Origin of the sequence: Celeribacter ethanolicus (assembly GCF_001550095.1) — a bacterium.
In the GTDB taxonomy this organism is placed as follows: domain Bacteria; phylum Pseudomonadota; class Alphaproteobacteria; order Rhodobacterales; family Rhodobacteraceae; genus Celeribacter; species Celeribacter ethanolicus.
Genome location: NZ_LRUC01000048.1, coordinates 1 through 12,823, shown reverse-complemented (window position 1 = coordinate 12,823; position 12,823 = coordinate 1). Strand labels below are relative to the sequence as shown.

13 protein-coding genes are annotated in these 12,823 nt (G+C 61.3%); 4 read left to right on the top strand and 9 right to left on the bottom strand.

Translation table 11 applies throughout. The features are described from left to right. Positions 1 to 12: 12 nt before the first annotated feature. The 6 genes from NH195_RS17780 to coxB form a co-directional block, all read right to left on the bottom strand. Complete coding sequence (locus NH195_RS17780) at positions 13 to 669, bottom strand: SURF1 family protein (RefSeq protein ID WP_066710519.1); 657 nt, start codon at positions 667 to 669, stop codon at positions 13 to 15. A gap of 74 nt (positions 670 to 743) precedes the next feature. After that, positions 744 to 1,547: a cytochrome c oxidase subunit 3 gene (locus tag NH195_RS17775; protein WP_066710188.1), complete on the bottom strand. Its 804-nt coding sequence runs from the start codon at positions 1,545 to 1,547 to the stop codon at positions 744 to 746. 32 nt (positions 1,548 to 1,579) lie between these two features. Further along, on the bottom strand, positions 1,580 to 2,161 hold the full coding sequence (locus tag NH195_RS17770; protein ID WP_066710186.1) for a cytochrome c oxidase assembly protein: 582 nt from the start codon (positions 2,159 to 2,161) through the stop codon (positions 1,580 to 1,582). After that, a complete protein-coding gene (locus NH195_RS17765) occupies positions 2,161 to 2,322 on the bottom strand; it encodes a cytochrome C oxidase assembly protein (protein WP_066710179.1) in 162 nt (53 codons plus the stop codon). The genes NH195_RS17770 and NH195_RS17765 overlap by 1 nt, the downstream gene beginning before the upstream one ends. A 1-nt stretch (position 2,323) precedes the next feature. Next, positions 2,324 to 3,274 carry a heme o synthase gene (gene cyoE, locus NH195_RS17760; RefSeq protein WP_066710177.1) on the bottom strand — a complete coding sequence of 317 codons (951 nt, stop codon included), beginning with the start codon at positions 3,272 to 3,274 and terminating at the stop codon, positions 2,324 to 2,326. A gap of 109 nt (positions 3,275 to 3,383) precedes the next feature. After that, positions 3,384 to 4,208, bottom strand: a complete 825-nt coding sequence (gene coxB, locus NH195_RS17755; protein ID WP_155846235.1) for a cytochrome c oxidase subunit II — start codon at positions 4,206 to 4,208, stop codon at positions 3,384 to 3,386. A gap of 244 nt (positions 4,209 to 4,452) precedes the next feature. On the opposite strand from coxB, the gene tldD reads away from it, so the two are divergent. After that, on the top strand, positions 4,453 to 5,874 hold the full coding sequence (gene tldD, locus NH195_RS17750; RefSeq protein WP_066710172.1) for a metalloprotease TldD: 1,422 nt from the start codon (positions 4,453 to 4,455) through the stop codon (positions 5,872 to 5,874). Positions 5,875 to 6,123: 249 nt separating this feature from the next. Continuing rightward, positions 6,124 to 7,227, top strand: coding sequence for a DNA-processing protein DprA (gene dprA / locus NH195_RS17745; protein WP_238379803.1), 1,104 nt, complete (start codon positions 6,124 to 6,126; stop codon positions 7,225 to 7,227). Positions 7,228 to 7,313: 86 nt separating this feature from the next. Here the strand turns inward: dprA and NH195_RS17740 are convergent, their stop codons facing one another. Then, positions 7,314 to 7,775, bottom strand: coding sequence for a hypothetical protein (locus NH195_RS17740; RefSeq protein WP_155846224.1), 462 nt, complete (start codon positions 7,773 to 7,775; stop codon positions 7,314 to 7,316). 153 nt (positions 7,776 to 7,928) lie between these two features. On the opposite strand from NH195_RS17740, the gene topA reads away from it, so the two are divergent. After that, positions 7,929 to 10,619 (top strand): type I DNA topoisomerase, encoded by a 2,691-nt coding sequence (gene topA, locus NH195_RS17735; protein ID WP_066710163.1) that lies wholly within the window; start codon positions 7,929 to 7,931, stop codon positions 10,617 to 10,619. 56 nt (positions 10,620 to 10,675) lie between these two features. Here topA and NH195_RS17730 read toward each other — a convergent pair whose 3' ends face one another. Then, positions 10,676 to 10,903, bottom strand: a complete 228-nt coding sequence (locus NH195_RS17730) for a hypothetical protein (RefSeq protein ID WP_066710161.1) — start codon at positions 10,901 to 10,903, stop codon at positions 10,676 to 10,678. A 107-nt stretch (positions 10,904 to 11,010) separates the two neighbouring features. Beyond that, positions 11,011 to 11,910, bottom strand: a complete 900-nt coding sequence (locus NH195_RS17725) for an MBL fold metallo-hydrolase (protein WP_066710159.1) — start codon at positions 11,908 to 11,910, stop codon at positions 11,011 to 11,013. Positions 11,911 to 12,137: 227 nt separating this feature from the next. Between NH195_RS17725 and NH195_RS17720 the strand changes: the two genes are divergently transcribed. Next, positions 12,138 to 12,823: CoA transferase subunit A (locus NH195_RS17720; RefSeq protein ID WP_066710157.1), on the top strand; the 686-nt coding region annotated here is incomplete at its 3' end.

The following is a 12,823-nucleotide window of genomic DNA, read 5'->3' as shown; positions in this document are numbered from 1 at the left end:
GTGTTCCGCTCGTCAGATTGTTCGCGCCCTGATACGCCACAGGAGGAAAAGAGTCATCCCCAACCAGACAAGGCACAGCGAAAACCATGTGATCGCATATTGCAGGTGATCGTTCGGAATCCCCTCGACGCCCACCGGCATCGGGGCGATCCCCTCCCCCGTGCTTTCACGGGCGACGATCAGCACGGGTTCCGTGTCCAGAGCATCCGCCATTTCCGGGATGTCCCGTCCAAACCAGATGTTGCGGCCCAGGTCGGGGGCGGGTGTGGAGCTGTTCATATCGTCCGGCCAGTGCAGATTGCCGATCACCGTTGCGGGACCACCGCCGCGTGGGGCATCCTTGGCCATCTCCGGAACAAACCCGCGATCCAGAAGCACCCGCCGCCCGTCCACCGTGGTGAAGGGCACAATGATCAGATAGCCCGCACCGACCTGTTTGCGCGACACGAGGACATGCAGTTCATCCGTCCCGATCTCGCCCGAGGCCATGACTGGCAGGTATTTCATCGACGGGTCGATCACCGCAGGTAAAGAAACCGGAGCGGCATCAATCTTGGCCTCGATCTCCGCCAGCACGCCCTGTTTCCACTCCAGCCGCCTGAGCTGCCATGTGCCGAGCGCGATCAGGATCGCACAGCCCAGCACCCCGATCACCAGAGGAAAGATCATGCGTTTCAAAGTGTCGTCTCCAAGCGAAAGGGCGCCAAAGCGCCCCTCTCCTTTGTGCCCGAAATACTCAGGCCTTACTGTCCCCAAATATAGACCACGACGAAGAGGAAAAGCCACACCACGTCGACGAAGTGCCAATACCACGCGGCAGCCTCGAACCCGACATGGTTCTCCGGCGTGAAATCGCCCTTCATCGCCCGCACCAGACAGACGGTGAGAAAGATCGTGCCGATGATGACGTGGAACCCGTGGAACCCCGTCGCCATGAAGAAGGAGCCATAGAAGAAATCGCCGCCGAACGTGTAGCCTTCATGGACGAAAAGCTCGTAATACTCATAGGCTTGAAAGATGGTGAACGCCGCACCGAGACCGATGCCAAGCGCCAGCCCCGCGACGATGTCCTTGCGGATATTGCCATGCACCAGCGCATGGTGCGCCCAGGTCACGGCAGCCCCCGAACACAACAGGATCAGCGTATTGAGAAGCGGCAGGTGAAACGCCTCGATCGGCACGATCTCCGGCTTGACGTATTCGGTGCCGGAATAGGTGTACATCGGGTAAAGCGCGTTCTTGAAGAAGGCCCAGAACCACGCGGCGAAGAACATTACCTCCGACATGATGAACAGGATGAAGCCATAGCGCAGCCCGATCCGCACCACCGGCGTGTGATCGCCCACCGCGTTCTCGCGGATCGTATCGCCCCACCAGGACCACATCACGTAAAGCGTGCCGATCAGCCCGACGAAAAACAGCCAGGGCATGTCGTTGGCCATCCACATCACCGCCCCGAAGAGCATGATGAAGGCCGCAACCGCCGCCATCAGCGGCCAGGGCGACGGCGGAAGGATGTGGTAATCGTGGTTTTTTTCATGCGCCATGTGCGTCCTCTCCCTTGGATGCCCGTTCGGGCTTAGTTCAGACTCGTGTCCGAAGACCCGCCGACATCCAGCGCGGCATAGTCCTCGGGCAGGTCCGTTTCGTGAAACGTGTAGGACAGGGTGATGCGATGCACGTATTTGGCATCCCTGTCGGTGGTGATCTCGGGATCGACATAGAAGGTCACCGGCATGAGCACCCGCTCGCCGGGTTGCAACACCTGTTCGGTGAAACAGAAACAGTCGATCTTGGTGAAAAACCCGCCCGCCTCGAAGGGCGCGACATTATAGGACGCCGTGCCGGCAACGACCCGGTCGGTCGGATTATAGGCCTCGTAAAACGCCAGCCCCGTCTCGCCGATGCGCAGCTCCATCGTGTTGACCACGGGTTTGAAATGCCACGGCATATCCGGATCGGTGTTGGCATCGAAGCGGATCTTGATGGTCTCGTCGAGGATCACGTCCGATCCCGTTTCGGCCACATCGACCGTGCCGCCAAAGCCTGTGACCGCGCAGAACCAGCTGTAGAACGGCACGGAGGCCCAGGCGAGCGCGCCCATGACGGTGACGACACCGAGCAGTTTCACAACCGTTTTCTGCGGGGCCCTGAGTGGCATCAGCGCGACGCCTCCTGCGCGAAATGCGCCGGATCGAGCACGGTCACTTTGACCACGGTCAGCCCCATCAGCAGAACGACGAAAGCGCCCAGCACGAGACCGAGCCCGACGTTGCGGGAGCGGCGGCGGTCGTGAATTTCGTGAAGTTTGGTGATCGCCATGTCAGAACGGCCCTCCGAAACCGAAAGAAAACAGTGCTTTGTCCACCATCAGCGCCATGAAATGCAGGAAGGTGTAGGCAAGCGAGAGTTTGAAAAACGCCTTTTCGGCCCTGTAGCCGTCGGCCTCCGCCACCGCCTCATCGCGCCGCCAGAGCGCAATGGCGCCTTTGACGAAGAGCGCGTTCATCACCACCGCAACCACGAGATAAGACCAGCCCGCCAGAGGTGTTGCGAACATCGCCGCTGAGAACCCGGCGAGCAAGATCGTGTAGACGAGGATGTGATTGCGGGTCGCGCGCTTGCCATGGGTGACGGTCAGCATCGGCACACGCGCCTTATCGTAATCCGCGTTCATGAACAGCGCCAGCGACCAGAAATGCGGCGGCGTCCACATAAAGATCAGCATGAACATCAGCACCGACGACAGGGTGATGTCTCCGGTCACCGCCGCCCAACCGATCATCGGCGGAAACGCCCCGGCGGCCCCGCCGATGACGATGTTCTGCGGCGTGCGGCGTTTCAGCCCCATGGTGTAGACGACAACGTAGAAGAAGATGGTGAAGGCCAGCAAAGCCGCCGCCACCCAGTTGGTCGCCAGCCAGAGCATCACCACCGCAAAAGTCGACAGCGTCAACCCGAGCCCCAACGCCTCCTCGCGCGTCACCTTGCCCGCCGGGATCGGGCGCGACTGCGTGCGTTTCATCACCCGGTCGATGTCGCTGTCATACCACATGTTGAGCGCGCCAGATGCCCCGCCGCCAATGGCGATGCAGAGGATCGCGAAAAAGCCGACAAACGGATGCACCCCGCCGGGGGCCACGATCAGACCGGCAAAGGCGGTGAAGACGACAAGCGACATGACCCGCGGCTTCAAAAGCGCGAAGTAATCGCCAAAACCGGCTTCCCGGCTGTCGTCCCGTCCGCTTTCCAGACTGATCGTCACATCCGTCATCGCGTGTTCTCCTCCCTGTGCACCGCGGGTTTTGCCTCTGTCGGCGCATATTGTGCGTGGGTCTTTCGATGGGGCGATTACCCGCCCTCACCGGTATTTTAACGCAAGATTACTCGGCAGAGGCCAGCTTGATCGCCGCAGGCGCAGTGTCATTGGCCGCATAAAGCTCCTTCGCCTCCACCAGCCAGGCGTCATATTCGTCCTGCGTCACCACCTGCACGGTGATCGGCATGAAGGCATGATCCTTGCCGCACAGCTCCGAACACTGGCCAAAGAACGTCCCGGTCTTCTCCGGTTTGAACCACAGCTCGGCCACCCGCCCCGGCACGGCGTCCTGTTTCACGCCAAAAGCCGGGATGGTCCAACTGTGGATCACATCCGCGCCAGTCACCCCCATGACGATGGTCTTGCCCACCGGCACCACCACCCGTGTATCGGTCGCCAGAAGATAGAGATCGTCACTGTAGCCATTCGCCGCAAGCTCCTCACGCGGCAGAAGGAAGCTGTCGAAGGCGATACCCTCATCGACATAATCATAGCCCCAGAACCACTGATAGCCCGTCACCTTGATGTAGATGTCGCCATCCGGGATTTCCTGTTGCTTGAACAGCACCGGAAGCGAGAAGGCGCCAATCACCACGAGGATCAGGATCGGAATCAGCGTCCAGGCCACCTCGATCGGCGTGTTATGGGTGAACTTGGCTGGCGCTTTGTTGGCACGGCTGTTGTAGCGGACGATCACCCAGAGGATCAGCCCTGCGACAAAAAGGACAATGGCCGTGATGATCACGAGGATCATATGGTCCAACCCCTGAAGGTCGCGTGCCAATTCGGTCGCGGCCGGCTGAAAGCCCATCTTGCCGTTGACCGGCGCCCCCAGAAGCTCGCCTTCCTGGGCCATGCCTGCAATGGGGGCGACCATGGCGCCGAGCATGGTTGCGAAAAAAGTGGCCGCGGAAACCGGCCATTTGGCGTGTGTGCGCATTTTTCCTCCCTTTGACACAATGGAACCTGATGCGGAACGTCATGCGGCGTTTTCTCCGCAGCCCCGGTATTCCGGGTGCTTTTTCATTGAGTCTGCTTTAACAGAAACCATATTAGTCGCATTGGAACAAGAATTTCCGTGCCATGCCGCGCGTGGTTTGCGCTTGAACCCCATGCAACCAAGGAGAATATCCGTGACTTCGGGACGTTTCGATCCGTTCAACACCAGCCTCGACCTTGAAGCCGCCTTGACGATTCTGCGCGGAGCCGTGGCGGGCGCGGACGATGGCGAACTGTTTCTGGAGCGCCGCACCTCCGAGGGTCTTGTGCTCGATGACGGGCGCATCCGCACCGCCTCCTATGACGCATCCGAGGGTTTCGGGCTGCGTGCCGTGCGGGGCGAAACCGCCGGTTACGCCCATTCCACCGAAATTTCCGAGGCCGCGATTCGCCGTGCCTCCGAGACCGCGCGCCTCGCGGTGGGGGACGGCGGCGGCACGCTGGCCGAGCCCCCGCGCGCCACCAACGTGAAACTGTACACCGATGAAAACCCGCTCGAGGGTGCGGCTTTCGAGGTCAAGATCGACACGCTGCGCGAGATCGACGCCTATCTGCGCGATCTCGATCCCCGCGTGGTACAGGTCACCGCCTCGCTCGCGGCCTCGCATCAGGAGGTCTATATTTTGCGCCCCGAAGGCGGGCTTGTCTCCGACGTACGCCCGATGGCGCGGCTCTCGATCTCCGTCATCGTCGAGCAGGCCGGACGCCGTGAAAGCGGCAATGCGGGCGGCGGCGGGCGCTTTGACCTGACCGGGCTGATCGCCCCCGATCATTGGAAAGGTGTGGCGCGCGAGGCGCTGCGCATCGCGGTCGTGAACCTCGACGCCGTGCCTGCGCCCGCCGGCGTGATGGACGTCGCACTTGGGCCGGGCTGGCCGGGGGTCTTGCTGCACGAGGCCGTCGGCCATGGGCTCGAAGGCGATTTCAACCGCAAGAAAACCTCTGCCTTCGCGGGTCTGATGGGGCAACAGGTGGCTGCCAAAGGCGTCACCATTCTCGATGACGGCACGATCCCGGACCGGCGCGGCTCGATTTCGGTCGACGACGAAGGGACGCCCTCGGGCAAGACGGTTCTGATCGAAGACGGCGTTCTCGTCGGCTATATGCAGGACCGCCAGAACGCGCGTCTCATGGGCGTCACACCCACCGGCAACGGGCGGCGCGAAAGCTACGCGCACCCGCCGATGCCGCGCATGACCAACACGTACATGCTGGGCGGAGACATGGCACCGGACGAGATTCTCTCGGGCATGGATGATGGCATCTATGCGGTCGGGTTCTCCGGCGGGCAGGTCGATATCACCAACGGCAAATTCGTGTTCAATTGCACCGAGGCCTACCGCGTCGAAAAAGGCCGTGTCGGCGCCCCCGTCAAAGGCGCCACCCTGATCGGGGACGGCGCAACCGCGATGAAACATGTGCGCGCCATCGGCAACGACATGGCGCTCGACCCGGGCGTCGGCAATTGCGGCAAGGCCGGGCAATGGGTTCCGGTGGGGGTCGGGCAGCCGACTCTGCTGATCGGCGGGCTGACAGTCGGCGGTTCGGGCACCTGAGACCTTTTGCAAATTTGAAAGAGGCGCGCGCTGTTCAGCCTTAACAAAGCTGAACAGAACGCGCGTTTTTGCTTTGCCATCAGGGGCAAGGTGTAAAAAATATCGTTCAACGGGGTTAAAAGGCGAAGTTTCCGCAATTTGGTAACCGCTCATTAACCATTTTAAGGGATTCTAAGGGGGCAAGAGACGGAGAGAGTTGGTTCATTGGATTTTATCCCTTCCCACCACCCCCTCACCCCACCCCACACCGTGGAAGATCGGGCCGACTGGCTCCGGCTCTTGCGCTCCAGACGCGTCGGCGTCAGTACCTTCTACCGGTTGATGCAGGAACACGGCTCCGCCCGCATCGCACTTGACGCCCTTCCCCAAATCGCCAGAAACGCCGGTGTTGCCGAGTATCAGATTTGCCCCAAGGGGGTGATCGAAGCCGAGCTGCGCGCCGGGCGCAAGACCGGCGCCCGGCTGATCCTGCGCACAGATGACAATTACCCGGCGCTCCTCGCCCTGATCGAAGATGCCCCGCCCGCGCTTTGGGTCAAGGGCGATCTGTCGCTTCTGGAACGCCCCGTGCTGGCCGTGGTCGGCGCGCGCAATGCCTCCTCTCTCGGTACACGCTTTGCCCGCACTCTGTCGCGCGACTTGGGCGCGGAAGGCTTCGCCATCGCCTCCGGGCTTGCCCGCGGCATCGACACGAGCGCCCATGAGGCCGCCTTGGATACTGGCACCATCGCCGTTCTGGCGGGCGGGCTCGACGAGATTTACCCAGCCGAGAACACCGCGCTCTATCATTCCATCGCCGAACAGGGCCTGCTGATCTCTGAGCAGCCCTTTGGCATGAAACCCTTTGCCCGGCATTTCCCGATGCGAAACCGCATCGTTTCCGGTCTTTCCCCCGCCACCATCGTGGTGGAGGCTGCCGCACGCTCCGGCTCGCTTCTCACGGCGGGCAACGCCCTCGATCAGGGGCGGGAGGTCATGGCGGTGCCCGGACATCCTTTCGATGCACGCTCCGCCGGGTGCAATATTCTGTTGCGCGACGGGGCAACGCTCATTCGCTGTGCACGTGATGTGATCGACGCGCTCGCGGTCGCCTCGCCTCTGGCCCAGACCGCGATGGAGACGCCGGACATGGCCATTCCCGTCCCGGAGGCCCCGCAGGAGAGCCGCAACCTCGCCGATCACGTCGCGCTCCACAGGGAAATCCTCGCCCGGCTCGCGGGCGCGCCCCTGCCGGAGGACGATCTGATCCGCGACATCGGCCTCGCCGCCGACCGGGTCAGTTCCGAAATTCTCAATCTCGAACTCGAAGGCCGGATTTTCCGCAAACCCGGCGGGCTGCTGGCGCTGGGTTAAGCGTTGTAAGCGCTTCACACTCAATCCGTGTTTCAGATTAATGCAAAACACGTCAGGAACACCCGCCGGCGCCGATGGCACTCTCGTCACTTCAGAGGACAGTAGCCGTGCAAAACGACCGGAAAAGCGCTGCAATAGGGCTCGCGGGCAAACCAGACATCCGTCGCGCCGATGCTGTGGTCGATCACAGCCCATTGATCGCCCTCGCGGATCAGAAAGGCGATGACATCAAGCCCGCCGACCTCCTCGAAGTAAGACGCATCCTCGCCGAAATAGCGCACCATGGGGGTCGCGGCGACATGGATCGCACCGCCGCCCGGACGCTGCGGTGCCAGCATGGCAAAGGCGTGATCGTTGCTCGCGCGCAATTGCCGCACCACGAACTCCACGGGGCGTCCCAGGCGCCACTCGATCACAGGCCGGATCGCGTTCATCAATTGCGCCCGCTCCGCCGTGCCCCGCGCCGGTTCGTGCCAGCTTTGGGCAACTCCGAGCGAGGGCAGGATCATCGTCGCCATCGCGACGACCCATCGTCTCATCTGTCTCATCCGCCCCACTCCATACTCATAAACCTGCCCGATCCTCGCGCATTCGGACCCGAGGGGGAACAATAATCCCGGCGATGCATTGACAATCCGGCCTCCCTCAGCCCATTTTCCGCCGCCATAAGACCCCCCGTTTCAGAATCCGAAGGACGTTCCATGCCTGTTGTTGTCGTCGAATCCCCCGCAAAGGCCAAAACGATCAACAAGTATCTCGGCAAGGATTACACCGTTCTGGCTTCCTACGGCCACGTTCGCGACCTGCCCCCGAAGGATGGCTCTGTCGATACGGACAACGATTTCGACATGACGTGGGAGATCGGCGCGGACAGTCGTAAACACGTCAAGGCCATCGCCGATGCGCTGAAAGACGATGACGAACTGATCCTCGCCACCGACCCCGATCGCGAAGGGGAAGCGATTTCGTGGCACCTGCAAGAGGCGCTGACCAAGCGCAAGGCGATCAAAAAATCGACCGCCGTATCGCGCGTCACCTTCAACGCCATCACCAAGCCCGCCATTCTCGAGGCGATGAAACACCCGCGTCAGGTCGATGTGCCGCTGGTCGACGCCTATCTGGCGCGCCGGGCGTTGGACTATCTTGTGGGCTTCAACCTCTCGCCGGTTTTGTGGCGCAAACTGCCGGGCGCGCGCTCGGCGGGCCGTGTGCAATCCGTGTGCCTGCGTCTCATCGTCGAGCGCGAGATGGAAATCGAGGCGTTCAATCCGCAGGAATACTGGTCCGTCAAGGCGATGCTTGAGACGCCCCGCGGGCAGACATTCGAAGCGCGTTTGACCCAGCTCTCCGGCAAAAAGCTCGATAAATTCGATCTCAAGGACCGGATGCGCGCCGAAATGGCCGTTCAGGCCGTGTCGTCCCGTGCGCTCAAGGTGATCTCGGTCGAGGCGAAACCCGCCTCCCGCAATCCGTCTGCGCCCTTCATGACCTCGACCCTCCAGCAAGAGGCCAGCCGCAAATTCGGCATGGGCGCACGCCAGACGATGAACGCGGCGCAGCGGCTCTATGAGGCGGGGCTGATCACCTATATGCGGACCGACGGTATCGACATGGCACCCGAAGCCGTGACGCAGGCCCGCGATGCGATCAAGTCGCGCTATGGCGACAAATACGTGCCCGCCTCGCCGCGCATCTACAAGAACAAGGCGAAAAACGCGCAGGAAGCCCACGAATGTATCCGCCCGACGGACATGTTCGCCGCCCCTGACAGCGTGAAGCTCACCGATGCCGATCAGCGCAAGCTTTACGATCTGATCTGGAAACGCACGATTGCCTGCCAGATGGAAGGCGCGAAGCTTGAACGCACCACGGTCGACATCGCCTCCGACGACCACGAAGTCGTGCTGCGCGCCACGGGCCAGGTCGTGGTGTTCGACGGCTTCATGGCGGTCTACACCGAAGGCCGCGACGATGTGGACGAGGATGACGAAGGCCGGCTGCCGCAGATCATGCAGGGCGAGGCTCTGAAAAAGGTCGCGGGCGCGCTCAAGGCCGAAGCGGCGGAGAAAGAGGCGGTTCTGGGCGCCGACGCCGCCGTGCTGGGCCTCCAGCACCACACCAACCCGCCGCCGCGCTATACCGAGGCCACTTTGGTCAAACGCATGGAAGAACTGGGCATCGGGCGCCCCTCGACCTACGCCTCCGTGCTCTCGACCATCGTCGACCGCGAATATGTCCGCAAGGAACAGAACCGCCTGATCCCGGAGGACAAGGGCCGGATCGTCACGATCTTTCTGATGAATTTCTTCCGCAAATACGTGGGTTACGAATTCACCGCCAATCTCGAAGAGCAACTCGACGAAATCTCGGCGGGCGATCTCGACTACAAGGAGGTGCTGGCCCGCTTCTGGCGCGATTTCCACGCCGCCATCGAGGAAACCAGCGAGCTGCGCATCTCCGAAGTGCTCGACAAGCTCGACGATGCGCTCGCGCCGCAGCTTTACCCGCCGCGCGAAGACGGCACCGATCCGCGCATTTGCCCGAAATGCGGTCAAGGCTCTCTGCACCTCAAAACTTCGCGCACCGGCGGCTTTGTCGGTTGTTCGAACTACCCGGACTGCACCTACACCCGCCCGATCGCGGGCGAAGGCGCCGAGGGCGACGAGCGCGTGTTGGGCGAGGACAATGGCGACGAAATCTGGCTGAAATCCGGGCGTTTTGGACCCTATGTTCAACGCGGCGAACCGACGCCCGAGAACAAGAAACCGCCGCGCGCCTCCCTGCCGAAAGGTTGGTCGAAGGACGACATGGACTTGGAGAAAGCGCTCACGCTTCTCAACCTACCGCGCGAGATTGGTGAGTACGAAGGCGCTATGATCTCCGCCAATTTTGGACGCTTCGGCCCCTATCTGATGCACCAGCTCCCGGATGAGGCGAAGCCGGTTTACGCCAATCTCAAGGACCCGAACGACGTGTTCGAGATCGGCATGAACCGCGCGGTCGAGATGATCACCGAGAAGCGCAACAATCCGGGGCGCGGGCGCTCTGCGGCGGCGAAACCGCTCAGGGAATTGGGCGAGCATCCGGATGGCGGACCGGTGAGTGTCATGGAAGGACGCTATGGTCCCTATGTGAAATGGGAGAAGGTCAACGCGACCCTGCCGAAGGACATCAAGCCCGAAGACCTGACCATGGAGCAGGCGGTGGAGTTGATCGCGGAAAAAGCCGCGAAGGGGGGCAAGAAAACCGCCGCCAAAAAGACCCCCGCGAAAAAGCCCACGGCCAAGAAACCGGCCGCGAAGAAAGCAGCCCCGAAAAAGACGGCGGCGAAAACAACCGCGACGAAAAAGAAAGTCGCCGATGACGATGACGATCCGGTCATCGAAGGCTGAGGCCGAGAAGCATGAAAAAGAAAGGGCGCCTCTGAGCGCCCTTTTTCTCTGCCGGTTCAGGTCACGGGATGCAACCGCCCACCGTGATTGTGGATGCAGCCGCCGACCATGGCCTTGAGATAAAGCGCGGCGCCGGGTTTCACCACGATATTGCCGCCCACCATCCCCTTGAGTGTCAGTTCGACGCCCTCCTCGATCACCGCATCCTTCGCGATCAGCCCCTCGAAAGTGCCGCTCTTCGAAAAGATGTGGTTGCCGCGGATCATGGAATAAAGCTGGGACATAATATTCTCCTCCCTGGAAAGTATGTAGCCTGGGTTAAGCCTTCGCTCTCTTTCTTAACAAATAATTAAAGGCGCCCCGCAGGAGCGCCTTTTCGCCGATCCGTGAATCAGCGCTTGGGCTCAAACCGGTTGAGCGGGATGCGCAGCACCGCGCGCCCCTTGTCATCAGGCTCCGGCAATCGCCCACCGCGAATGTTGATCTGAAGCGCGTAGAGCATCTGTTTCGGCAGCGGCAGAGTGGCGTCACGGGCGTCCCGCGTGGCGATGAATTCGTCCTTGCCGATGCCGTCTTTCACGTGGATATTCGCGGCCTTATGCTCCGCGACCGTAGCCATACAGGCCTCTTCGCGGCCGCCCTTGCGATAGTCGTGACCGACGAAAACGCGGGTGTCGCCGGGCATCGCCAGAATCGCCTGCAAACTGTCCCAAAGCTCCTCGGAAGAGCCACCGGGGAAGTCGGCGCGCGAGGTGCCGCTGTCGGGCACCATGAAGGTGTCATGGGCAAAGACCGCATCGCCGATCACATAGGAAATCGACGCCAGCGTGTGGCCGGTGGAGAGAATCACCTTGGCCGTCAGGCTGCCGATGCCGAATGTATCGCCCGGCTCGAACAGACGATCCCAGTAATCGTCACGGTTCTTGAGACTGTCGTCGGCATAGAGATCGGCCCAGATGTTCTGCACCTCAAGCACCTTCTTTCCGATCGCCTGCGGAGCGCTCAGCTTCCCGGCGAGATAGGGCGCGGCGGAGAAGTGGTCCGCATGCGGGTGGGTGTCGAGCACCCAGACGACGTTCAATCCCCGGTCCGTCACATAACTCAGAATCTCATCGGCGCTGGCGGTCCATGTGGCCCCGGCGGCGGCGTCGAAATCGAGCACCGGGTCGATGATGGCGGCGGCTTTGGTTTTCGGGTCGGACACGACATATTGCCAGGACCCGGTCACCTCTTCGTAAAAGGCGGCGACGTCGGGGCTGCCGGGGTTTGCGGAAGCGGCGAAAAATTGCATGAAGGTCTCCTGTGCGTTGCTTTCATATTCTATAAATGGAATATGTATAACCCCTGCGAAGTTTCAAGCCCGACTGAAACCATAAGCTATTTTGTCGCAACCATATATGCGCACAAAATGTTCGCATTTCGAACCCGATACGTTGCAACGCAGCATATGATTGACTTGCCTATGCAGAAGCCGATTTAGTCGGCGCGAGGAATTTGCAAGTTTCCGGGAGGAGAGAAATGAAAAAAGTGTACGAATCGGCAGCGGATGCCCTTGACGGGCTTTTGACGGACGGCATGCTGATCGCTGCGGGCGGGTTCGGGCTGTGTGGCATTCCCGAGCTTTTGATCGACGCCATCGTCGAGAGCGGCGTCAAGGATCTGACCGTGGCTTCGAACAATGCGGGCGTCGACGGGTTCGGGCTCGGCAAGCTGCTGGAGACCCGCCAGATCCGGAAAATGATGTCGTCTTACGTGGGCGAAAACGCTGAATTCATGCGCCAATACCTCTCGGGCGAGCTGGAATTGGAGTTCAATCCGCAGGGCACTTTGGCCGAACGCATGCGCGCCGGCGGGGCGGGCATCCCGGGGTTTTACACCAAGACGGGTGTGGGCACGGTGATCGCCGAAGGCAAAGAGCACAAGGACTTTGGCGGCGAGACCTATATCCTCGAAGAGGGCATTTTCGCCGATATTTCCATCGTGAAGGCGTGGAAAGCCGACGAGACCGGCAATGCCGTGTTCCGCAAGACCGCGCGCAATTTCAACCCGCCGGCGGCGATGTGCGGCAAGATCTGCATCATGGAGGTCGAGGAGATCGTCCCGACCGGCTCGCTCGATCCGGATTGCATCCACCTGCCGGGGGTTTATGTGCATCGTCTGGTTCAGGGCACGCATGAAAAGCGTATTGAACAGCGCACCACACG

What these genes read in the sequence shown, in the direction of transcription:
- NH195_RS17780 (WP_066710519.1), bottom strand. Translation starts at nt 669, where the DNA reads ATGATCTTTCCTCTGGTGATCGGGGTGCTGGGCTGTGCGATCCTGATC.
- NH195_RS17775 (WP_066710188.1), bottom strand. Translation starts at nt 1,547, where the DNA reads ATGGCGCATGAAAAAAACCACGATTACCACATCCTTCCGCCGTCGCCC.
- NH195_RS17770 (WP_066710186.1), bottom strand. Translation starts at nt 2,161, where the DNA reads ATGCCACTCAGGGCCCCGCAGAAAACGGTTGTGAAACTGCTCGGTGTC.
- NH195_RS17765 (WP_066710179.1), bottom strand. Translation starts at nt 2,322, where the DNA reads ATGGCGATCACCAAACTTCACGAAATTCACGACCGCCGCCGCTCCCGC.
- cyoE (WP_066710177.1), bottom strand. Translation starts at nt 3,274, where the DNA reads ATGACGGATGTGACGATCAGTCTGGAAAGCGGACGGGACGACAGCCGG.
- coxB (WP_155846235.1), bottom strand. Translation starts at nt 4,208, where the DNA reads ATGCTCGGCGCCATGGTCGCCCCCATTGCAGGCATGGCCCAGGAAGGC.
- NH195_RS17740 (WP_155846224.1), bottom strand. Translation starts at nt 7,775, where the DNA reads ATGAGACAGATGAGACGATGGGTCGTCGCGATGGCGACGATGATCCTG.
- topA (WP_066710163.1), top strand. Translation starts at nt 7,929, where the DNA reads ATGCCTGTTGTTGTCGTCGAATCCCCCGCAAAGGCCAAAACGATCAAC.
- NH195_RS17730 (WP_066710161.1), bottom strand. Translation starts at nt 10,903, where the DNA reads ATGTCCCAGCTTTATTCCATGATCCGCGGCAACCACATCTTTTCGAAG.
- NH195_RS17725 (WP_066710159.1), bottom strand. Translation starts at nt 11,910, where the DNA reads ATGCAATTTTTCGCCGCTTCCGCAAACCCCGGCAGCCCCGACGTCGCC.